A 21,764-nucleotide genomic window follows, 5' to 3' on the forward strand; every position below is an offset into this window, starting at 1 on the left:
CTTTGAAGGGTTCAGTTTACTGGTATTTAATAGGTATTTATCTAAAATTAAAGACCACTTTTTCACCATTAATGTTTATGACTTCAATTTGTAATGGCTCATTTAGTTGCTTTGTTTTTATTGCACTTTGTGCATCTTCTATAGTATATAATTGAGTTCCGTTTATTTTTGTTACAATAGAACCTTCTTCTATACCATTCTTATTCCAGTATGGTTGGTAATTTTTGTCAAAGGACGCAATTTTTACACCATACTCTGTATTGTATTTTTTTAGTTCTTTTTTAGAGGCGTTTTTTATAAAACCAATGGTTTCTAGTTTATAAGTTGATGGTTTTAGTAATTTTACAGGGAATGTTTCTTCCTTACCGTCTCTTAATAATGTCACCTTTACGATGTCTTCTGGACTTTTGGTTTTTAAATATCCGGTTAAGTCAGAAAACTTATGGATTTTTACATTATCTATTTTATTAATAATATCACCCGATTGAATACCTGCTTTTTCAGCTCCAGTATCTTCCTGAACTTCACTTACATAGAATCCTTCTGCTGTTGATGTGCCAAATTCTTCTGCCGATTTACTATCTAAAGCACTGCCAACAACACCAAGTATACCATTTTGAACATTGCCATACTCCATGATATCATTAACAATTTTTCGAGCTATATTACTTGGCACAGCAAAAGAATAGCCAATGTATGAACCTGTTCTAGACGAGATGGCAGTATTAATTCCTATTAAATCTCCATTAGTATTCACTAAGGCACCTCCAGAGTTTCCTGGGTTTACAGCCGCGTCAGTTTGAATAAAAGATTGCGAATGATTACCAGATAGATCTCTAGATTTAGCACTAATAATGCCAGCAGTTACAGTAGATGTAAGATTAAATGGATTACCAACGGCTAAAACCCATTCACCCACTTTGGCATTATCAGAATCTCCAAACGCCATAAATGGTAACTCTTCATCGGTATCAATTTTTAATAAAGCTATATCTGTAGATTCATCTGAACCAATTAATTCGGCCATATACGCCTTATTATTGTTTAAGGTAATGCTAATTTCGTTTGCATTATTAATAACATGGTTGTTTGTAACGATATAACCCGTTGGTGAAATAATTACACCACTACCAGTACCCACTTGAGCACGTTGCGATTGTCGTCCATAGAATAAATCGCGCATAGACATAGGTGCGTTAATAATAGAAGTGTTTTTAACATGAACTACGGCGTCCAAAGACTTATCTGCGGCTTCAATAAAATCTGGTGTAATGGCGTTATTATTGTTAGCGACGTTATGTGTTGAGACAGGTAGAAATACAGGTAGATCTGTTGGTTCATTTACAACGAAGGATTGCGATTCTTTTTCTACAAAAAATTTATATCCACTTAATGTTAATAATCCACCTAAAGCAGACACAAATACTAATATTAAAACTTTTTTCATAATATATTATTTAGGGTTTACTTTTATCTAACGATTAAAATTAATTAATTATTGATTTTGTTTTTTAATTTAACGACATTTTAACTTCAATTTTAACGCGTGTTTAACAACTGTTTTTAATTCGTATTATTCTTATATTTGCCTTTAATTATGAATATGACTTTTTATAAATATCAAGGCACTGGTAACGATTTTGTAATCGTAGATAACCGATTAAATACAATAGATAAAAGCAATACAAAACGTATCGCAGAAATTTGCGATAGACGATTTGGTGTTGGAGCTGACGGATTTATTCTGTTAGAAAATGATGATAAAACAGACTTTAGAATGGTTTATTATAATGCAGATGGTAACGAAAGTACTATGTGTGGTAATGGTGGCCGTTGTATTGTAGCCTTTGCTAAATTTTTAGGACTTATTGAGAATGATACAGAATTCGTAGCTATAGATGGACTTCATCTGGCAAAGGTTGATGATGGTATTGTACATTTACAAATGCAAAACGTTTCTACCATAGAATTACATCAAAATCATCAATTTTTAGATACAGGATCACCACATCATATAGAGCAAGTTTCTAATATTTCTAATGTTGAAGTACAATCTACAGGTGCAAAAATTAGATATGGCGAGCCGTATAATGAAGCTGGTAGTAATGTAAATTTTGTAGAGCAGATTACGACTGATAGTTTTGCCGTTAGAACGTACGAAAGAGGTGTTGAAGATGAAACTTTGTCGTGTGGTACAGGTGTAACCGCTGTAGCTATTGCAATGCACAAAATTGGCAAAGTAAATGGTCAAAAAGTAAGTTTAAAAACACAAGGAGGTTGGCTTAATGTTAGATTTAATGCAGAGGACGATGGCTATAATGATATTTGGCTAATTGGGCCAGCAGAACAGGTGTTTAAAGGAGAATTGGAATGGTAAGTCTTATTGGAAAACAGGTGTTTTTAAGAGCTCTAGAGCCAGAAGACTTAGATTTTGTCTACGCTATAGAAAATGATACAGATTTATGGTATTTAAGCGATACACAAACACCATATTCTCGATTTTTAATAAAACAATACTTAGAAAATGCGCAACAAGATATTTTTGAAGCAAAACAACTAAGACTTGCTATTTGCAATAAAAAAAAAGAGATTCTTGGATTAATTGATGTTTTTGATTTTGATATAAAAAACAAGCGAGCAGGTATTGGTATTGTCATTCAAAAGCAAGAACATAGAAACTTAGGTTTTGGTAAAGAGGCTTTAGAATTATTGGTAAATTACTGTTTTTCATCATTACATTTACATCAAGTGTATGCCAATATTTCAGAACAAAATTTAGCGAGTTTAAAACTTTTTGAAGGAAACGGTTTTAAGAAAATAGGCCTAAAACAAGATTGGAGTTTTAATGGAGAACACTTCAGTAACGAATATTTATTACAACGAATTAACAAGTAACTATGTATATTAAAAAAATTCTTTGGGCTATAGCACTAATTGGCCTAGTCATTAGTGGTGCATTTGCCTATTACATTTATAATGCAATGTTTGCGCCAAATACAAAATTTAATAATGAAGTTGCTTATATTGAAGTGCCAACAAATGCTACGTATCTAGAAGTACGTTCTCAATTAGAACCTTTATTAGATGATATCGATGGTTTTGATGCATTGGCAAAACAGAAAAAATATACAACGAATATAAAAGCTGGTCGTTTTGCCATACGTAATGGTATGAATAATAATGCTATTATTAATTCAATTAGAAGTCAAAATCTTCCAATAAAAATTGCATTTAATAATCAGCATACTTTGGCAGATTTAGCAGGAAGAATTAGCACACAAATTGAAGCTGATAGTTTATCACTAATTACAGCAATGACAGATGAAGCGTTTTTAAATAAAAATGGATTTAATAAAGCAACCGCTTTAGGCATGTATTTGCCAAATAGCTATGAGTTTTTCTGGAATACCTCTGCAGAAACATTTAGAGATAGAATGTTAAAGGAATATAACCGTTTCTGGACAGCGGAAAGAGTAGTAAAAGCCAAAAAATTAAATTTAACGCCTAATGACGTAATTACCTTAGCTTCTATTGTGCATGAAGAATCTAAGCAAGCCACTGAGCAGCCTAGAGTTGCAGGAGTTTATCTAAATAGATTGAGGATTAATATGGCATTACAAGCAGACCCAACTTTGAAGTTTGCAGCATATCAATTACCAAAGTATCAACACACTGTAATAAGACGTGTTTTAAATATTCATAAAGAAATAGAATCTCCTTACAATACGTATAAATATGTTGGATTACCACCAGGACTTATTGCCATGCCAGATTTATCTGCGGTGAAAGCCGTTCTTAATCCTGAGAAACATAATTACTTATATTTTGCAGCAGATGCCAAGCGAATTGGTTATCATAAGTTTGCTAAAACTTTAGGCCAGCATAATAATAATGCACGTGAGTATCATCAATATTTATCCTCTCAAGGAATTAATAAATAAAATAAATAAGACGCATGCGTTTGTACGGCCATATTGTATTTTTCTTTTTGGTTAGTAGTTCGCTTTTAGCACAGTCTAAATTAAATTCTTTTCTAAAACCTAGTGATTCGTTGCATAAATCGCGACGTAATACTGTTGTCATTTCAGAATCCGTTTTAGCGTCTGCAACACTAATAGGTCTTAATCAATTGTGGTATGCAGATTATCCGCGTTCTAGTTTTAAAACTATAAATGATAGTGAAGAATGGTTACAGATGGATAAAATGGGACATGTGTTTTCTTCTTATCAATTAGGTCGGCTAGGAGCAAATTCTTTAGAATGGGCTGGAGTAAGTGAAAAAAATCAATTGATCTATGGTTCTACAATAGGATTCGGGTTTTTAACTGCTGTAGAAGTGTTGGACGGGTTTTCAGAAGAATGGGGATTTTCTTGGACAGATATGGCAGCCAATACAGCCGGAACAGGATTATATTTAGGTCAAGAATTATTATGGAAAGAACAACGTATTATTTTGAAATATTCCTTTCATAGAACAGCCTTTGCTCAACAACGACCAAACACGTTAGGCAATGGAATAACTGAAGAGTTTTTAAAAGATTATAATGGACAAACCTATTGGTTAAGTGCTAATATTAATTCGTTTTTAAAAACAGAAAGCCTTCCTAACTGGTTAAATTTTGCATTTGGTTATGGCGCCGAAGGTATGTTAACAGGTGAGGCTAATGATTTAAGCTTTGAAAATCAAAACAGGAGACGTCAATTTTACTTTAGCTTTGATGTGGATTTAACAAGAATAAAGACCAATTCTAATGTCTTAAAAACTGTTTTTAGCGTTTTTAACGTTATTAAAGTGCCTTTTCCGGCTTTGGAATTGCGTGACGATGGTCGTTCAAAGTGGCATTTTATGTACTTTTAAGTTAAAATTTTAACACTTAAGCGGCTGATTTTTAGTAAATATAAAATAGTTGTATATTTGCACCCGAAATTTGGTAACCTAATTTAGGAAATTATTTTACTGTATAAATTTAGCCGTTATGATTAAAAGTAACATTAAAAATATTTTACTACCGTTTTCAATATGTTTGCTTCTGGCGATATCCTTGTATCCAGATTCTGCTCTAAATCCAGAAACATATTCTACAGAAGGATTAGACCTAAACTATAATATTTCAGAAGATATTGCAATGACTGCTCAAGAGCAATCTTTTAAGTATAATATGTTTACGCCATATTTAGGGAAGTCATTTGAAGGTTTTAAAGAAGCCTTAGCATTTAAAGAATCTAGAGGAAACTATTTTACCGTAAATTCCTTGGGTTATTTAGGGAAATATCAATTTGGAAAAGAAACATTGAAGTTGTTAGGTATCTATACACCAAATCAGTTTTTGTATAATCCAGAATTGCAAGAAAAAGCATTTATAGCAAATATAGAACGTAACAAATGGGTACTTAGAAAGGATATTTCGCGTTTTGAAGGTAAGTTAATTTCAGGAGTAAAAATTACTGAATCTGGCATCTTAGCCGCAGCGCATCTTGCAGGTCCAGGAAGCGTTAAAAAATTCTTACGTAGTTATGGTAATGCTAATAGTTCTGATGCTTATGGCGCAACAGTAAAAACTTATATGAAAACATTTTCTGGATATGATACGTCTATGATTATCCCAGATAAGAAAGCGCGAGTAACATTGTAAGACAAGTTGCGCTCTATTTTAATCTTTCTGAATAATAAATATTGCAGGTCGCTTGTGCAAATCTTCTTTATTGTGTTTCCAATCTTTAGCTGGTTTTGTTCTAATAAACTCGGTAGGTAATGTTAAATCACAAGCCACACAAACTTTTGTGCTAGGATGTAAAGTGTTTGCCAAATCATCAAGCATTTTCATGTTTCTGTATGGTGTTTCAATAAAAATTTGTGCTTGATTGTGTTCTGAAGATAACCGTTCTAAGGTTTTTAATTTTGTTTTTCTTTCATGACGATCAATAGGTAAGTAGCCATTAAAAGTAAAGCTTTGGCCGTTCATACCAGAAGCCATGAGCGCCAAAGTAATGGATGAAGGCCCAACAAGAGGTACAACTTTTATGTTCATTTGGTGTGCCAAGGCAACGATATCTGCACCAGGATCTGCTATCGCAGGACAGCCAGCTTCTGATAATAATCCTATGGAATGCCCTTCTATACAACTGTTTAAATAAGTGTTACGTTCTGTTTCTGTTGTATACTTATTCAGCACCTTTAGTTTTAACGAAGGTTGTGATTTGCTCGGCGAAACACGTTTAATAAAGCGTCTAGCTGTCTTTTCGTTTTCAACAATGTAATATTCTACATCTTCAATGATTTTTTTTATAGATATAGGTAAAACTTCAAGTGGTGGATTATCACCTAATCGTGTAGGTATAAGATATAATGTTCCTTTAGTGGTGCTCATTAATTTTTAACAAGTTTATGAATGGATTGTTCGCCGTTTGTACTTTGTATGTTCAATAAATAAATACCTTCTGAGATATCTGAAGTTTCAATTTTTTGAATCGTATTGGTACTTCGAGGGATTGATTTTATTAATTTTCCTTGCAGATCAAAGATAAGAATGGTTGTGTATAGCTGGTTGGTATTGTTGATACCAAAATTAATATGGACTTCATTTTTAATTGGATTAGGATACACAGAGATCGATGACAATGAATTTTGATCCACACCTAAAGTATTATCAATTATTTTATAAATACTACCTGAGGTTAAATCAGACACGTACAATTCACCATTAAAATCTTCACCAAAAGCACTCCAGTTTCCATTGAAATCGTTTAAGGTTCTTAACCACGTGTCATTAGTTTCATCGTAATTTAGAAACCCAATTTCTTGACTGCAGTAATCTGCAAAAAAATATAAACCAGTTAAATTTGGAAATGCCGTTCCTCGGTATCTATAGCCACCTGTTATTGAGCATTTTGATTCGCCATCACCAAAATGATTATAACCACCAATAGGATAAGTATATGAGTTAGGTTCTGAGCAATCATCTGAGTTGTATACCGCATTACCTTCATAACAACGCCAGCCATAATTTAATCCTACAGCAGCATTGGCTGCGGTAGCAAAATTAATTTCCTCGTAGGCATTTTGCCCAACATCAGCAATCCATATATCACCATTTAACCGATCAAAAGAAAATTTCCATGGATTTCTCAGTCCGTAAGCCCATATTTCACCATTAACATTAGGGTTGCCTACAAACGGGTTATCTGCAGGTATGCTATAGTTATGTATTGGTGTGGTAGCATTTATATCTATTCTTAATATTTTGCCTAAATAATTTAATGTGTTTTGGGCATTATTTAACGGGTCACCTCCAGAACCACCATCACCTGTTGAAATATAGAGAAAGCCATCGGCTCCAAATGCTAAATCGCCTCCATTGTGGTTGCTGTAAGGCTGGTCAAATGAGAGAATATTAAATTCTGAATTTATATCTGCAAGCAAAGGGTTGGTAGCGTCTCTTGTAAATCTAGACACTACTGTATTTCCAAGATTATCAATGTAATTAACAAAAAAGTAACCGTTAGTCTCATAATCTGGATGAAAAGCTAAGCCCAAAAGACCTCTTTCGTTTCCGGTATCTATAACAAGGTTATCTATGTTTAAAAACGCTGTACTTTCTATTGATCCGTCTGGCTGAACTATTTTAATATAACCATCTTGTTCTACCACATAAAGTTTGTTGTCACCAGCATGTTTTATGTTTACAGGATTACTAAATCCTGAAGCAAAAAACTCTAAATCAAAATCTTGCGAAAATAATGATGGCATTGTGAAAATCGTAAAAACAATAAGTGCTAGCGTAAACTTCATCATAATGTTATTAATAATTCTAGCTACTAATTTACAAAAAACCAACTTAGTTCTCTTAAGTTTTATGGTTAAAGGATTTAATTAAGATATCACAAGTTTCATTAATTAATTGGTGGACATATTCAAAATCGCTTTGATCACCATAATATGGATCTGGCATATTTTTATTTTGAATATTTTCATTAGCATCTAGAAACAATTTAACTTTTGCGATGTCGTCATTATTTCGAGATAAATTAATAATATTAGCGTAGTTTGATTGATCCATAGCATAGATATAATCAAAGGCATCAAAATCTAAAACTGTAAATTGTCTTGCAGATTGTGAGCTAATATCAATGTTGTGTTTTTTAGCAACTGTAATAGAGCGTCTGTCTGGTGCATTACCGACATGGTAAGCGGCTGTGCCAGCAGAATCCACTAAAAAATGTTCTGTAGGAAGTTTAGACTGCATAATTCCGTGAGCTAATGGTGAGCGACAAATGTTCCCCAAGCAAACCATTAAAATACGCGTCATAATAGGTGGTAATTAAAGTGCTAGCTTTTTAGATAAATCTTCTACGTATTTTCTAAACTGCTTATCTGTTGAAGATAAATTGTCAACGGTTTTACACGCATGAAGTACTGTTGCATGATCACGTTGACCTATTTGTGATCCAATACTTGCTAATGACGCTTTGGTGTATTTTTTTGCAAAAAACATGGCTAATTGACGTGCCTGAACAATATGGCGTTTACGTGTTTTAGATTGTAACGTGTTAACATCCATTTGAAAATAATCTGAAACCACTTTTTGAATATAATCAATAGAGACTTCGCGCTTCGTGTTTTTAACAAACTTCTCAACGATATCCTTTGCCAGATTAATAGTGATTTCTTTTTTGTTGAATGATGATTGTGCAATTAATGAAATAATAGCACCTTCTAATTCTCTAACGTTTGTTTTTATATGCTTTGCAACGTATTCTATAATTTCTTCTGGCATTTCTACGCCATCTCTATAAAGCTTGTTCTTTAAAATAGAAACTCTAGTTTCAAAATCTGGAGTTTGTAATTCTGCAGAAAGTCCCCATTTAAAACGCGATAATAAGCGTTGTTCAATATCTTGCATATCCACAGGCGCTTTATCACTTGTTAGAATAACTTGTTTTCCATTTTGATGCAAATGGTTAAAGATATGGAAGAATACATCTTGCGTACCTGTTTTACCAGATAAGAATTGTACGTCATCAATTATTAAAACATCTATAATTTGATAGAAGTGAATAAAGTCATTTCTATTATTCTTTTTTACAGAATCAATATACTGTTGCGTAAACTTTTCAGCAGAAATATATAAAACTGTTTTCTCAGGATATTTGTCTTTAATATCAACACCAATGGCATGCGCTAAATGTGTTTTTCCTAAACCAACACCGCCAAAAATTAAAAGCGGGTTAAACGACGTACCACCAGGTTTATTTGCTACTGCAATTCCGGCATTTCTAGCTAATCGGTTAGAATCGCCTTCTAAGTAGTTTTCAAAACTATAACTTGGGTTTAGTTGTGATTCAATTTTTACATTTCTAATCCCAGGAATAATAAACGGGTTTCTAAGCTCAGGGCTTTTGTTGTTGAAAGGGACGTCTACATCTTGCGATTTTACTGCAGATCTGTTTGAGCTAGGAATTTTTTCTGTAAAAGGTTGTTTGTTGCCATAGGTGTTTTCCATTTTAATAACGTACACCAATTTAGCATCTTCGCCTAACTCTTTGGTCAGTGAAACTTTTAAGATTTTTACATAATGCTCTTCTAGCCACTCATAGAAAAACTTACTTGGTACTTGAATGCTTAATGCATTACCAGAAAGTTTAACAGCATCTATAGGTTCAAACCATGTTTTGTAGGCTTGTGGTTGTATATTATCCTTAATAAAGGCAAGACAATTACTCCATACAGATTGCGCTGTGTTCTCCATGCGTTTAAGATAAGTTTTTTGTTGTTAGTTATATTAGCAAAAAAAAAGAGAATTAGGATTCTCTAGTTGTTTTGAACGAGGCAAATATGTGAACAAAATTCTTAATAAAAAAATTAAAAAGTTTTGAATATTTAGAAATTTTTCCTCATGTTTAAAACGACTTTAAAATTACAAAATAAATCCTAAACAATTCTATATAAATGAATTTTAATGAAACGGAAATACGAGTACGTTATGGTGAAACAGACCAAATGGGTGTTGTATACCACGCTAATTACGCTGTATACTTTGAAGTAGGAAGAACGGAGTGGTTACGCGAGTATGGCCTTAGTTATAGTGGAATGGAAGCGGATGGTATAATGTTGCCTGTTGTATCACTTTGTATAAACTACAAAAGTTCAGCACGTTATGATGATGTGCTTAAAGTAAAAACTACACTAAAAAAAATGCCGTCTGCTTCAATAGAATTTGAGTATGAATTACGAAATGAAGCTAACATTTTATTAGCAACAGGAAGTACTGTTTTGGCTTTTATTGATGTGAAAAGAAATAGACCTATGCGATGTCCAAAATATCTTTTAGATAAACTGCAAAATTATTCGTTATAATTCTTTTATTTCAACGCCAAAAAATTGATTGAAGAGGTCAAAAATTCTTGAACCGTCATTTTTTCTGACAGATATTTCTAACAAACAATTCAATTCTAACGTTTGATTTGTGATTTCGACCTCATTTTCTTTTAATAATCGCATCACTTTACTCATGTTTTTATATTCAAATTTGAGTACATAAGTTGTGTTTATAGTTCTTTCTACAATCTTGCAAGCTTGCATAGTTAGTTGTGCTGCAGTTCTATAGGCATTTATTAAACCACCTACACCTAATTTTACACCACCATAATATCTCACAACGATGATTAAGATATTGGTGACTTCAAAAGATTGTATTTGTCCATAAATTGGCATACCAGCTGAATTGCTTGGTTCTCCATCATCATTGGCTCTATATTGAATAGTTTCTGTACCAATCTGGTAAGCGTAGCACCAATGTCTGGCAGAATAATGTTCTTTCTTTACGTCTTCAAGGTGTTGCTTAATTTGATCTTCATTGTTAACAGGAAATGCAAAACCAAAAAACTTACTGTTTTTATCTTTGAATATTTCGCCTTCTGCAGGTTCTAAAATTGTTTTGTATAAATCTTCCTCTGTCATTCTGTAAGATAGTTAATATCACTTCGACAAAAATACCAATACACTTATTATATAAACGCTATAATATAATTAATAGTCATTTTTTTCGATGTGAAGTGGGCTTTCTATGACAATTAATTTTATTAACAATTAGATTATTGTATAGAATACATTTTTTAATAAATAAAGTTTAAAATGTTCTATAAATTTACTTATATTTTAGTCTTAAATTTTAAATATCAATGGTGAAAATAAATTTACTAGTCTTCTTACTGTCTTTTAATGTTATTATGGCTCAAGATCAAGAAACGATTGGCTTAGTTTATAATGATTTTAATGAAACCAAATCAGAGGGCTATACATTAATTAAGCCTACAAATGATAATAGAGTGTTTTTAATTAATAACTGTGGAGAGGTTGTTAACCAATGGGATGCCACAGGAGATGGTGTGAGCAGATCTTATTTTTTAGAAAATGGGGATTTATTATTGAGTAATGGGAGTGATGCAGAAATTAGAGATTGGGATAATAATATAGTTTGGAGTATTTCTTATAGTGACCTTGGTTTTGTAACTCATCATGATATTGCTCCATTATCTAATGGTAATTTTTTAGTCTTAGTGAGAGATGTTTACTCTAAAAGTGAAATGGTAGGTCATGGGTTAGATGTTTCTTTTCCTGATGATGATTTTCAGCTTGAGCGAATAATAGAAATTGAGCCATTAGGCAGTAATTCCGCAAACATTGTCTGGGAATGGAAAGCTTTTGATCATTTAATTCAAGATTTCGATAGTTCTAAAGATAATTATGGTGTTGTTGCAAATAATCCACAATTACTTGATCTTAATTATGGAAATCAATCAAATTTTATGCATGTAAATGCTATAAATTATAATGAAGAATTAGATCAAATTGTATTTTCAGCAAGAAATTTAAACGAAATTTATATAATTGATCACAGTACTACAACCATAGAGGCAGGAGGACACGATGGTGGAATCTATGGGAAAGGAGGCGATATACTTTGGAGATGGGGAAACCCAGAAGTTTATGACAAGGGTGTAGTCGCAGACCGTAAATTAAATGGTCAACACGATGTAAAATGGATTACTGAAGGACCTAATCAAGGTAAAATTTCTGTATTTAATAACGCTGGTTATGGTAGTGATTTTGCTGCATCGTCTATTCATATTATCGATCAAAACCATATCGAAGGCGTCTACACTTTAAATTCCGGTAAATATTTACCTGAAGATTATTTTTGGTCATGGGATGGTGTAATAATGAATACTGTTATGCATGAAGGTAAAAAATGTGGCGTGCAAATTATGTCTAATGGTAATGCTTTAATTATCGAATCTGGCAAAGGAAGAATTACAGAAGTAGATAATATGGGTAATGTAATATGGGTTTATATTATTCCTGCAGGTAATAATTCTAATTATAATCAATTCTCACAGCCAGGTGTAAATGAAGCTTTTAGAGCGACCAGATATTCTGAAAATTATATTGGTTTTAATGGATTAACTTTTAATAACACCGGAATTATAGAAGATGTAAACTCTATTTCAGCTAATTGTGTTAATATGTTATCTGACGATGATTCTTACTTTGTGAATTTAAATGTATATCCTAATCCCACAAAAACTATTTTAAATTTCACAAAGCAAATCGATGAAATTAAAGTTTACGATATATCAGGAAAAGTTGTGCTAAACAAAGCTAACTCTGATTTTGTAAACCTTGAAAGTTTACGAATAGGTTTATATCTTATTAGACTTATTGAAGATGAGAAATCCGTGATTTTTAAAATTACAAAGAATTAAGGTTATCATTGATTTTAGTTTCTAAAAATTTGATTACGTTAATGTAACTAATACAATTGATACGATAGCGATAACTATTCCAATCCAGTTTTTGTTTGAAATATGTTCTTTAAAGAATAACAAGCCAATTAACGTAGAGATTGCTACTATAATCACATTATTAATAGTAAATACAGTAGAGCTTTCATAACCATCTACACGTAAGGCTTTTAATAAAAAATAAATTGAAGCATAATTAACGATACCGAGAGTAATACCAAAAGGTATACTTTTTAATTCGAAACGATTTTTTTCTTTTATAGCTTTGTAACTTAAAATTACTAATCCAATAGTTGCAGCGACACCAAAAATCGTAGCTGAAAATAAAGGAATATTATCGTCAGGAGCAAAATGATTAACTGATGTATCTATAATTCCAGAACCAAAGAATAGCATGACTGGTAGAAATATAGATGGCTTCAATACAGTGTTGTCTTTTGGTTTAATAGAGGTTAAATAAACGGCAAATAACGCTAATACTATACCAATGATTTTTTGAGTACCAATACTTTCGTTATATACATAAATACCAAAAAGGATAGGAATTATAACACTCATTTTACTGGCAACTGAAGCTACAGAAAGTCCGTTTTTCTGTGCTGTCAATGCCATGACATTAAATATAGCTATAAATAAAAAACCTAATCCAAGCGCTCCATAAAACCAGCTTGCACCTAAAATTTGAGAAATAATAACTTTACCATCGTAAAAGAATAAGCCAGCTATGCAGGCTGTAATATAATTTACAATTATAGCTTGTAGAGTATTAACCTTATGCTTGCTATAAAGTTTAAATAAAACAAATATTCCAGTTGATGATAGAATACTGAGAAGTAAATATATCAAAAGAGCGCTTTTTTAGTTTCAAATAGTGTCACCACATCTTCTGTTGTTTCATCAATATTCCATGTGTAAAACCCCATTTGGTCAGCAGTATCAGTGTTTTCTTTGGTGTCGTCAATAAATAGACATTCATTAGCGTTAAGCTTATTTTCTATCAAAACATATTCAAAAATATCTTTGTTTGGTTTTCTAAAATGAATTTGCTGTGATAAATAAAAAACATCAAAACACGATTTAAACTCTTCAAAAAACGGAACCGTTTCCTTTACATAATCAATATGCATATCATTAGTATTGCTCAGTAATATAAGTTTGTATTCCTTTTGAAGTGCTAAGTTTTTAATAAACGCTAAGCGATGCTCAGGAAAATCTTTAATGATACAATTCCAAGCCTTAATAAGGTCTGATTCGCTAATATTTGGAAATTTTGATTGGTAAAATGCAATAAATTCGGAAGTCGATATGTTCCCAACTTCGTAAAGTTGATTGGTTTCAATCATATCAGCATCAAAAGTCTCTAAGTTGAATAAATCTAAAGCATGTTGCATAGCGCCTTGCTTATCAAGGTTAATAAATACATCACCAAAATCGAAAATTAAATTTTTAATCTTTTGCATATCGTTTTAAAGTATCATTTTTAATAGTGGTTTCAGAAATCAAATGTCCAGTGAGTTGTGGTGCTTTGATACCTGATTTAAATTCGGTTTTTCCGATAAAAACTCTGGCTTCATCCCAAAGATTTTCGTCTATAAATGTTTGAAGCGTTTGCGAACCACCTTCAATAATTACAGAGTTTATATTTTCGTGATATAATAAGGTCGCAATTTGAATGGCAATTGGTTTTTCAAAATCAATAGTTTCAGACGTAATTCTAATGGTTTTAGCGTCGTTATTAAAAATTGAATAATCAGTATTTAATTTTGAAGTTCTATCCAAAACCACTCTAATTGGGTTTTCACCAGACCAATCTCTAACGGTTAAACTCGGATTGTCAGCTACAACCGTATTGGTTCCCACTAAAATGGCTTGTTCTTCAGCACGCCATTTATGGACTAATTGTCGTGAGTACTGGTTGGTTATCCAAACGGGTTTTTGTTCGTCCTTTTCTATAGGTGCCAAAAAACCATCAGCAGTTTCTGCCCATTTTAATAAAATATAAGGACGCTTTTTGTTGTGAAATGTAAAAAATCGTTTGTGATGCGCTTTGCATTCGGCTTCCAAAACGCCAACCGTTACATGGCAACCAGAAGCTCTAAGTTTTGCAATGCCTTTTCCGGCAACTTCAGGATTATCATCAATGCAACCTATAACCACGTTAGGTATGTTGTGTCTCACAATTAAATCGCTGCAAGGTGGTGTTTTTCCAAAATGACTGCAAGGTTCTAGTGTGACGTAAATCGTACTTTTGGCTAAAAGCGATTGGTCTTTTACGGCATTTATGGCATTAACTTCGGCATGATTGCCACCATAAGCGCTTGTGAATCCTTCGGCAATAATTTGGTCGTTATAAACAATCACAGCACCAACCATTGGGTTAGGCCTTGTAATTCCTAATCCGTTTTTGGCAATTTGCAAACAGCGTTTTATATAAGTTTCGTGCGTAGTCAACTAAAGTTTAATTTTTACATCTTGAATTTCGTCAACCGTATATATAGACGAATAACCCATAATTTTATATTTAATATCGCCTTTGTAATGCACTTTTAAATTTTGAGATATAAGGCTTCCCAGTAGTCCACCTAAACTACTCTTGTCAACAAGTTTTTCGGTATCAACGGCAACGGTTAATGGAATTGTGAAATTTTCGCGTTTAGGAACATCAAATTCGTCCGTTACAATTTTAGCGACTTCAATTTCATTGATGTAGACTTTAAAATCATCTGTTTTTAACGTGCCACCAACATGATTTTTGTTAAGAAACAAAGCATCTACTTTTAATGTAATTGATTTAGAGCTAGAGTCTACTATTTCAACATTATCGAGTCTAACAAATTCTGGTTTTTCTGTAACAGAACAGTTGAAAAGTAGTGTAAAAGTTAGGGAAAACATTAAGAGTCTTTTAAACATAAAAGTGTTTTTATATGTATTTTTGAAATTGTCTAAAAAATAGAATTTAGTGCGTAAAGATACTATTGTTATTCGAGAAATTGAAGCTAAGGATAATCCTAAAATTGCAAAGGCCATTCGTAGTGTTTTAATAGAAATGGGTGTGCCAAAAGTAGGTACAGCTTATGAAGATGCGGCTTTAGATTGTATGACGGAAACCTACAACGCGCCAAAGAAAGCGTATTTTGTAGTTGAAGCTGGTAATGACATTATTGGAGGCGCAGGAATTTCGCCTTTAGATAATTACGAAGGTAACATCTGCGAATTACAGAAAATGTATTTTATGCCTGAAGCTAGAGGTAAAGGTTTAGGCTCAGAAATGATGCAAAAATGTCTCGACTTTGCCAAGCAAGCAGGTTTTGAGCAATGTTATTTAGAAACTTTGCCTTATATGGATAATGCGCGCAAATTATACAGAAAAGTAGGTTTTAAGTCTATTGATAAACCACTTGGAAACACAGGGCATTACTCATGTACGGTTTGGATGCTTAAAGATTTGTAGGTTATGGTGCTAAAGGAACTTCAGAATATATTTCATAACGAATTAGATGCTATTTATGGTCAGCATGAAGTGAATAGTTTATTCTATTTATGCACAGAGCACTATTTAAATGTACCAAGAATTCAATTAACGTTAGAACCAGAATTAGCCATCACAAAACCTGAAACTGAAACGTTTTTTAAAGCCTTAGAACATTTAAAACAACAAAAACCAATTCAGTATTTATTGGGCGAAACCGAATTTTTTGGATTGCCTTTTACTGTAAATGAAAACGTGTTGATTCCACGACCTGAAACAGAGGAGTTAGTTGATTTAATAATCCGAGATGTAGCATCGCGTTCAGTGCAATCGTCCTTAAAGATTTTGGACATTGGTACAGGTTCTGGTTGCATAGCGATTTCTTTAGCTAAAAACTTACCGAATGCTGAATTTTATGCATTAGATGTCAGTCCAGAGGCTTTAAAGGTTGCAAAACAAAATTCGGAACTAAATAAGGTGGATATCAATTTTATCGAAGCTAATATTTTAGAGCTAGTTGAGAATTCTTCCCTTTGGGAAGATGTCGCTTTGCGACAGAAGGGCTCTTTCTTCGATATCATCGTTTCCAATCCACCATACGTTAGAAACCTAGAAAAACAAGAAATTAAACCCAATGTTTTAGACAACGAACCGCATTTGGCTTTGTTTGTAGAAGATGATAATCCATTAATTTTCTATAAAGCAATAACAGAATTCGCGATAAAAAACTTAAAACCTAAAGGGCAATTGTATTTTGAAATTAATCAATATCTTGGAGAAGACACCATGGCTTTATTAACAGATGCTGAATTTGAAGCTGTTGAGCTATTGAAAGATTTGAACGGGAATGACAGAATGTTGAAGGGAACTAGAATTTAAAAAAGAATTGTTTACATACTTTATTATATGAACACAAAACAACAAATAGAAGCACTAAGAGACGAATTACGTCAGCATAACTACAATTATTACATTTTAGATGATGCAACCATAAGTGATTACGAATTTGATATCAAATTAAAAGAGCTTCAAGCTTTAGAAGAAGCGCATCCTGAATTTTTTGATGCCAATTCGCCAACCCAACGTGTTGGTGGTGCGGTAACTAAAAACTTTAAAACAACCGTTCACGATTATAGAATGTACTCTTTAGATAATTCCTATTCTAAAGAAGATTTATTGGATTGGGAAACTCGAATCAAAAAAATGGTAGATGGCGACGTTAATTATATGTGCGAGCTAAAATACGATGGTGCATCTATGAGTTTAACTTACGAAAACGGTAAACTATTAAGAGCAGTGACGCGAGGCGATGGTGTGCAAGGTGATGAAGTCACTGCGAATATCAAAACCATAAATACAGTGCCTTTGCAATTAAAAGGCGATTTTCCAGAACGTTTTGATATACGAGGCGAAATCGTTCTGCCTATCGAAGGCTTCTTAAAAATGAATGCCGAACGTGTAGAAAACGAGGAAGAACCTTATAAAAACCCAAGAAATACAGCATCAGGAAGTTTAAAGCTTCAAGATAGTTCTGAAGTAGCAAAACGTCCTTTAGAATGTCTATTATATAGTATTGTAGGAAATAATCTAAATATCACATCGCAATACGAAGGTTTAGAAAAAGCGCGAGCTTGGGGATTTAAAGTCCCAAAGGAAGCCAAATTGGTAAGATCCATTGACGAGGTTTTAGAATATGTAGACTATTGGGACAAAAACAGACACAATTTACCATACGAGATTGATGGCGTTGTGGTAAAAGTCAACAACCTATACCAGCAAGATGAATTAGGTTTTACAGCCAAAGCACCACGTTGGGCTATGGCATACAAGTTTAAAGCCGAACAAGTCTCGACGCGTTTAAATGAAATTACGTATCAAGTAGGTAGAACAGGTGCCATTACACCAGTAGCTAATTTAGAACCAGTGGAATTAGCAGGTACAACCGTAAAACGTGCATCGCTACATAATGCAGACCAAATTGAAAAATTAGACATTAGAGTAGGTGATGAGGTGTTTGTAGAAAAAGGTGGTGAAATTATTCCGAAGATAATTGCAGTGGACCTTTCAAAACGTCCAGCAGATTCAGTACCAACAACATATATAACGAATTGCCCAGAATGTCATTCCGAATTAGTACGACTAGAAGGTGAAGCCAAACATTACTGTCCTAATGATATGGCTTGTCCACCTCAAGTAGTTGGAAGAATTCAACATTACATTTCTAGAAAAGCCATGGATATTGATGGACTAGGAGGTGAGACTGTTGCTTTGTTGGTCAAGGAAGGTTTGATTTCTAATTATTCTGATTTATATGAGTTAACGGTTGAGCAAGTGATTCCGCTAGAGCGTATGGCAGAAAAAAGTGCTGTAAACTTAGTGAATGGTATTGAAGCTTCTAAACAAATTCCATTTGAGCGCGTACTATTTGCATTAGGAATACGATATGTCGGTGAGACGGTCGCTAAGAAATTAGCTAAGCACTATAAATCTATTGATGCATTAATGATTGCTTCGGTTGAAGATTTGGTTTCGGTAGATGAAATAGGTGAGCGTATTGCACAGAGTGTTATGGCGTTTTTCTCTATGGAGGAAAATAAACATATTATAGAACGCTTAAAAGGCTTTGGTGTGCAATTAGAAATCTCTGCAGAACAATTAGAAAACCAAACGGATAAATTAAAAGGGTTATCTATAGTGGTTTCTGGTGTTTTTGAGACGATATCTAGAAATGAGCTTAAAAAACTCATAGAAGATAATGGTGGAAAAGTATCATCATCTATCTCATCTAAAACAAATTACCTTGTTGCAGGCGATAAAATGGGTCCAAGTAAACGTACAAAAGCTGAAAATCTCAATATTGAGATACTATCTGAAATGGACTTTTTAGACAGGTTGAAATAAATTCCTACGTAAAATCGACTATTTATTCGACGAAATACATAATTTTAACGTTAAAGTGTAAAAAAAATGTTTATATTTGCTTCAGAAATAAGGGAGTATAATAATGTTGATAAACAGAATAATAAAGATTGCGTTGCTACTTTTTGGAGGCGTTTATGTTTTATTACAAGGATTAGCCTTGGAAATAGAAGGTGCTTTTCTGGGTGCAGTGCTGCTTAGTATACTCACAGTGTTATATATTGGTTGGACAAAGCATAAGTCTAAATTTTTTATTTCCTTTTTGGTGACCTTTACTTTAGGGCAAATTTTAGGAGCGATTTCTTGGCATTTGCCAGAAACAAAACCCAATGATATAAATTACTTATACTTTATTACGAATGCGCTGTATATTTTAGCTTACGTTCTACTTATATTAAAAACGATAAAACAGCTAAATTTAAGAACGGTATTTTCAGAATTAACAATACCTATATTAGTCTTGGTGGTTTTAGATATTTTTTGTGTGACATTAATTTCAAACACCACAATAGACGTATTAACAACGTCACAATATATTTTGGAATATGTTTATAATGGTGTTATTATGGCGTTATTATCTATTGCGTTGATTGATTACATGTATCGCAATAATTCTAAGTCTATGCTGTTTTTATTAGCGACTATATTTATAACGTTTTCTGAAATTATTCAATTAGCCTATTTTTATATTTTAAATGACGAGAACTTAGGATTTGTCTACGCGTTATTCCTGATAGTGGCCTTTTTCTTTTTTTACATTCAATCGCAATACAAGGTTACAGATCCTGTAGCCGATTATATAGAAGAATCATTAGGTGTTGAGAACACTAAAGCCTAATAATAAAATATATACTTAACGTATTAACTATACCATAATAGAAGCACCATCTGCTTTTATGTTTTTTCCAGAACTGAAATAAAAGTCCACTTTTCCAAGATACAAACCATAGCAACCAACTTGGTTTACCAATACGTCTTTACCTTCGCTATTTTTTTCAATGGTCGGTTTTGGTAAAAATGTATGTGTATGGCCACCAATGATGAGATCTATATTTTTTGTAGCACGAGCTAATTTTATATCACTAACCTTATTTGGTTTATTTTTGTATTCATAACCAATATGTGATAAACAAATAATTAAATCACATTTTTCTTCTTCCTTTAAAATTCGAGACATGTCTTGTGCTTTTTCAATAGGATCATGATACACGGTTTCTTTGTACATTTTTTTGTCTACAAGGCCTTCTAATTTTATACCTACACCAAAAACACCTATGCGTATACCGTCTTTAATTAAAATTTTATAAGGTTTTATATGTGTGTCCATAACCGTATTAGAAAAATCATAATTAGCCGAAACGAATTCAAAATCAGCATGAGGAATTTGAGCGTAAAGCCCATCAATTCCATTATCAAAGTCATGGTTACCTATTGTTGCTAAGTCGTACTTTAGCATACTCATTAACTTAAATTCTAATTCGCCACCATAATAATTAAAGTAAGGTGTGCCTTGAAAAATATCTCCAGCATCTAATAGGAGTGTGTTAGGATTTTCGAGTCTTATAGATTCTACCAATGTTGCGCGTCTTGCCACACCACCTTTATTTGCATTTCTTCCATCATCTGGTCCAAAAGGGTCAATATGGCTATGCACATCATTGGTGTGTAGAATGGTAATTTTTTTCGTTTTAGACGAATCAAAGGATTGTAAACTAAGTCCGCCAACACCAGCTAATAGTGTTGCAGCAGTGGATTTTTGAATAAATTGTCTTCTTTTCATCATTAGTTCTTTAATTTGATAAATCTGTTATCGCGTTTTGGACTTAAGGTATCTGTTTTCTTAAAATTATCTATTAATACGTTTCTAATTTTATAATCTAAAACGGTTAAGCCTTCGTTTGGTTGAAAAAAGGTCATGCCGTCGCCACCATTATAGAGGTAATCGTTAGTGGCAACATAATAGATTTTATTGACATCAATAGGTGAATCTAAAACAGTCGCAGATTTAATTTTGTCGTCTGCTGTTAAAGTGAGTTGTAATTGTTTTGAAACAGGATGAGCACGTTTTGCTTTAGCCAAATAAGTCATCATTTCATTAACTTTATTACCTTTCATGGCTACAACGACTACAGCGTTTTCAAAAGGCATTACTTCGTAAGCTGTTCTTGTAGTAATGTTTCCTTTAGAAATTATGGCCCGAATTCCACCGTGATTTAGTAAAACAAAATCAATGTTTTTTCCCGTTTTTTCTGAAAACACCGGATTGCTTTCTGCGAATACAGCATCAGCCATTAAATTGCCAATAGCTGTGTTTAATTCACCATCAGATTTTGAGTAGGTTTCTGGTGCATAGGATATTATGTTGTTCATGTCTTGGTTAACATGTTCTCTGTAAGGTTTAATAAATGCTTCTACGGCTTTATTGGATTCTATATGTTCATCGATATTAAGACGTTTGCCTTCAATTTTTGAAACTTTTTGCGTAGAACAAGAAAAAATGAGAAGTAAAAAACAAAGTTTTAAAGTATGTTTGATAGTCATTGAATAACTTATATAAAGTTTGTATTAAAATGTG

General features: G+C 32.8%; 23 protein-coding genes. 11 read left to right on the plus strand and 12 right to left on the minus strand.

Translation table 11 applies throughout. The features are described from left to right. Positions 1-37: 37 nt before the first annotated feature. A complete protein-coding gene (locus HNV08_RS13795) occupies positions 38-1,447 on the minus strand; it encodes a trypsin-like peptidase domain-containing protein (protein ID WP_173281941.1) in 1,410 nt (469 codons plus the stop codon). Positions 1,448-1,597: 150 nt separating this feature from the next. Between HNV08_RS13795 and dapF the strand changes: the two genes are divergently transcribed. The 5 genes from dapF (at position 1,598) to HNV08_RS13820 (ending at position 5,633) form a co-directional block, all read left to right on the plus strand. Then, positions 1,598-2,377 (plus strand): diaminopimelate epimerase, encoded by a 780-nt coding sequence (dapF, locus tag HNV08_RS13800; RefSeq protein ID WP_173281942.1) that lies wholly within the window; start codon positions 1,598-1,600, stop codon positions 2,375-2,377. Further along, positions 2,371-2,895: a GNAT family N-acetyltransferase gene (locus HNV08_RS13805; protein WP_173281943.1), complete on the plus strand. Its 525-nt coding sequence runs from the start codon at positions 2,371-2,373 to the stop codon at positions 2,893-2,895. Before dapF ends, HNV08_RS13805 begins: the two co-directional genes overlap by 7 nt. Positions 2,896-2,897: 2 nt before the next feature. Continuing rightward, entirely contained in the window at positions 2,898-3,941 is a 1,044-nt protein-coding gene (gene mltG / locus HNV08_RS13810) for an endolytic transglycosylase MltG (protein WP_173281944.1), read from the plus strand. A gap of 14 nt (positions 3,942-3,955) precedes the next feature. Further along, entirely contained in the window at positions 3,956-4,858 is a 903-nt protein-coding gene (locus tag HNV08_RS13815) for a DUF2279 domain-containing protein (protein ID WP_173281945.1), read from the plus strand. A gap of 118 nt (positions 4,859-4,976) precedes the next feature. After that, positions 4,977-5,633, plus strand: a complete 657-nt coding sequence (locus tag HNV08_RS13820; RefSeq protein WP_173281946.1) for a lysozyme family protein — start codon at positions 4,977-4,979, stop codon at positions 5,631-5,633. A gap of 18 nt (positions 5,634-5,651) precedes the next feature. Here HNV08_RS13820 and HNV08_RS13825 read toward each other — a convergent pair whose 3' ends face one another. Genes HNV08_RS13825 through dnaA form a run of 4 tightly spaced genes read right to left on the minus strand, consistent with a single transcriptional unit; the run spans position 5,652 to position 9,746 of the window. Next, the gene (locus HNV08_RS13825) at positions 5,652-6,368 is read right to left on the minus strand and encodes an SAM-dependent methyltransferase (protein WP_173281947.1); all 717 of its coding nucleotides are present in this window, start codon (positions 6,366-6,368) and stop codon (positions 5,652-5,654) included. After that, positions 6,368-7,789, minus strand: coding sequence for a PQQ-dependent sugar dehydrogenase (locus HNV08_RS13830; protein WP_173281948.1), 1,422 nt, complete (start codon positions 7,787-7,789; stop codon positions 6,368-6,370). Before HNV08_RS13830 ends, HNV08_RS13825 begins: the two co-directional genes overlap by 1 nt. Before the next feature lie 55 nt (positions 7,790-7,844). Then, entirely contained in the window at positions 7,845-8,306 is a 462-nt protein-coding gene (locus tag HNV08_RS13835; protein WP_173281949.1) for a low molecular weight protein-tyrosine-phosphatase, read from the minus strand. 12 nt (positions 8,307-8,318) lie between these two features. After that, positions 8,319-9,746 (minus strand): chromosomal replication initiator protein DnaA, encoded by a 1,428-nt coding sequence (gene dnaA / locus HNV08_RS13840; RefSeq protein ID WP_173281950.1) that lies wholly within the window; start codon positions 9,744-9,746, stop codon positions 8,319-8,321. A gap of 200 nt (positions 9,747-9,946) precedes the next feature. On the opposite strand from dnaA, the gene HNV08_RS13845 reads away from it, so the two are divergent. Continuing rightward, positions 9,947-10,354, plus strand: a complete 408-nt coding sequence (locus tag HNV08_RS13845) for an acyl-CoA thioesterase (RefSeq protein ID WP_173281951.1) — start codon at positions 9,947-9,949, stop codon at positions 10,352-10,354. Here the strand turns inward: HNV08_RS13845 and HNV08_RS13850 are convergent. Beyond that, complete coding sequence (locus HNV08_RS13850) at positions 10,349-10,957, minus strand: IMPACT family protein (protein ID WP_173281952.1); 609 nt, start codon at positions 10,955-10,957, stop codon at positions 10,349-10,351. The genes HNV08_RS13845 and HNV08_RS13850 overlap by 6 nt on opposite strands. Before the next feature lie 221 nt (positions 10,958-11,178). Between HNV08_RS13850 and HNV08_RS13855 the strand changes: the two genes are divergently transcribed. Continuing rightward, positions 11,179-12,762, plus strand: coding sequence for an aryl-sulfate sulfotransferase (locus tag HNV08_RS13855; RefSeq protein ID WP_173281953.1), 1,584 nt, complete (start codon positions 11,179-11,181; stop codon positions 12,760-12,762). 33 nt (positions 12,763-12,795) lie between these two features. Here the strand turns inward: HNV08_RS13855 and HNV08_RS13860 are convergent, their stop codons facing one another. From HNV08_RS13860 to HNV08_RS13875, 4 genes are read right to left on the minus strand one after another with little or no spacing between them, the layout of a single operon-like run. After that, positions 12,796-13,647 (minus strand): EamA family transporter, encoded by an 852-nt coding sequence (locus tag HNV08_RS13860; RefSeq protein ID WP_173281954.1) that lies wholly within the window; start codon positions 13,645-13,647, stop codon positions 12,796-12,798. Continuing rightward, positions 13,644-14,261: an HAD-IA family hydrolase gene (locus HNV08_RS13865; RefSeq protein ID WP_173281955.1), complete on the minus strand. Its 618-nt coding sequence runs from the start codon at positions 14,259-14,261 to the stop codon at positions 13,644-13,646. The genes HNV08_RS13860 and HNV08_RS13865 overlap by 4 nt, the downstream gene beginning before the upstream one ends. Then, on the minus strand, positions 14,248-15,252 hold the full coding sequence (gene ribD / locus HNV08_RS13870) for a bifunctional diaminohydroxyphosphoribosylaminopyrimidine deaminase/5-amino-6-(5-phosphoribosylamino)uracil reductase RibD (RefSeq protein WP_173281956.1): 1,005 nt from the start codon (positions 15,250-15,252) through the stop codon (positions 14,248-14,250). The genes HNV08_RS13865 and ribD overlap by 14 nt, the downstream gene beginning before the upstream one ends. Further along, positions 15,253-15,693 (minus strand): hypothetical protein, encoded by a 441-nt coding sequence (locus HNV08_RS13875; protein WP_241697231.1) that lies wholly within the window; start codon positions 15,691-15,693, stop codon positions 15,253-15,255. It lies immediately after the preceding gene. 67 nt (positions 15,694-15,760) lie between these two features. Between HNV08_RS13875 and HNV08_RS13880 the strand changes: the two genes are divergently transcribed. The 4 genes from HNV08_RS13880 (at position 15,761) to HNV08_RS13895 (ending at position 20,027) form a co-directional block, all read left to right on the plus strand. After that, positions 15,761-16,252, plus strand: coding sequence for a GNAT family N-acetyltransferase (locus HNV08_RS13880; RefSeq protein WP_173281958.1), 492 nt, complete (start codon positions 15,761-15,763; stop codon positions 16,250-16,252). Between the two features lie 3 nt (positions 16,253-16,255). Further along, positions 16,256-17,149 carry a peptide chain release factor N(5)-glutamine methyltransferase gene (prmC, locus tag HNV08_RS13885; RefSeq protein ID WP_173281959.1) on the plus strand — a complete coding sequence of 298 codons (894 nt, stop codon included), beginning with the start codon at positions 16,256-16,258 and terminating at the stop codon, positions 17,147-17,149. Between the two features lie 27 nt (positions 17,150-17,176). Next, positions 17,177-19,171 (plus strand): NAD-dependent DNA ligase LigA, encoded by a 1,995-nt coding sequence (gene ligA, locus HNV08_RS13890; protein ID WP_173281960.1) that lies wholly within the window; start codon positions 17,177-17,179, stop codon positions 19,169-19,171. A gap of 103 nt (positions 19,172-19,274) precedes the next feature. After that, positions 19,275-20,027, plus strand: a complete 753-nt coding sequence (locus tag HNV08_RS13895; RefSeq protein ID WP_173281961.1) for a hypothetical protein — start codon at positions 19,275-19,277, stop codon at positions 20,025-20,027. 27 nt (positions 20,028-20,054) lie between these two features. Here the strand turns inward: HNV08_RS13895 and HNV08_RS13900 are convergent, their stop codons facing one another. Together HNV08_RS13900 and HNV08_RS13905 are read right to left on the minus strand one after the other, a co-directional pair. Then, positions 20,055-20,969, minus strand: a complete 915-nt coding sequence (locus HNV08_RS13900; RefSeq protein ID WP_173282050.1) for a bifunctional metallophosphatase/5'-nucleotidase — start codon at positions 20,967-20,969, stop codon at positions 20,055-20,057. Positions 20,970-20,971: 2 nt separating this feature from the next. Continuing rightward, complete coding sequence (locus HNV08_RS13905) at positions 20,972-21,730, minus strand: 5'-nucleotidase C-terminal domain-containing protein (protein ID WP_173281962.1); 759 nt, start codon at positions 21,728-21,730, stop codon at positions 20,972-20,974. Between the last annotated feature and the right edge of the window lie 34 nt (positions 21,731-21,764).

Source organism: Winogradskyella eckloniae (assembly GCF_013249045.1).
GTDB lineage: Bacteria > Bacteroidota > Bacteroidia > Flavobacteriales > Flavobacteriaceae > Winogradskyella > Winogradskyella eckloniae.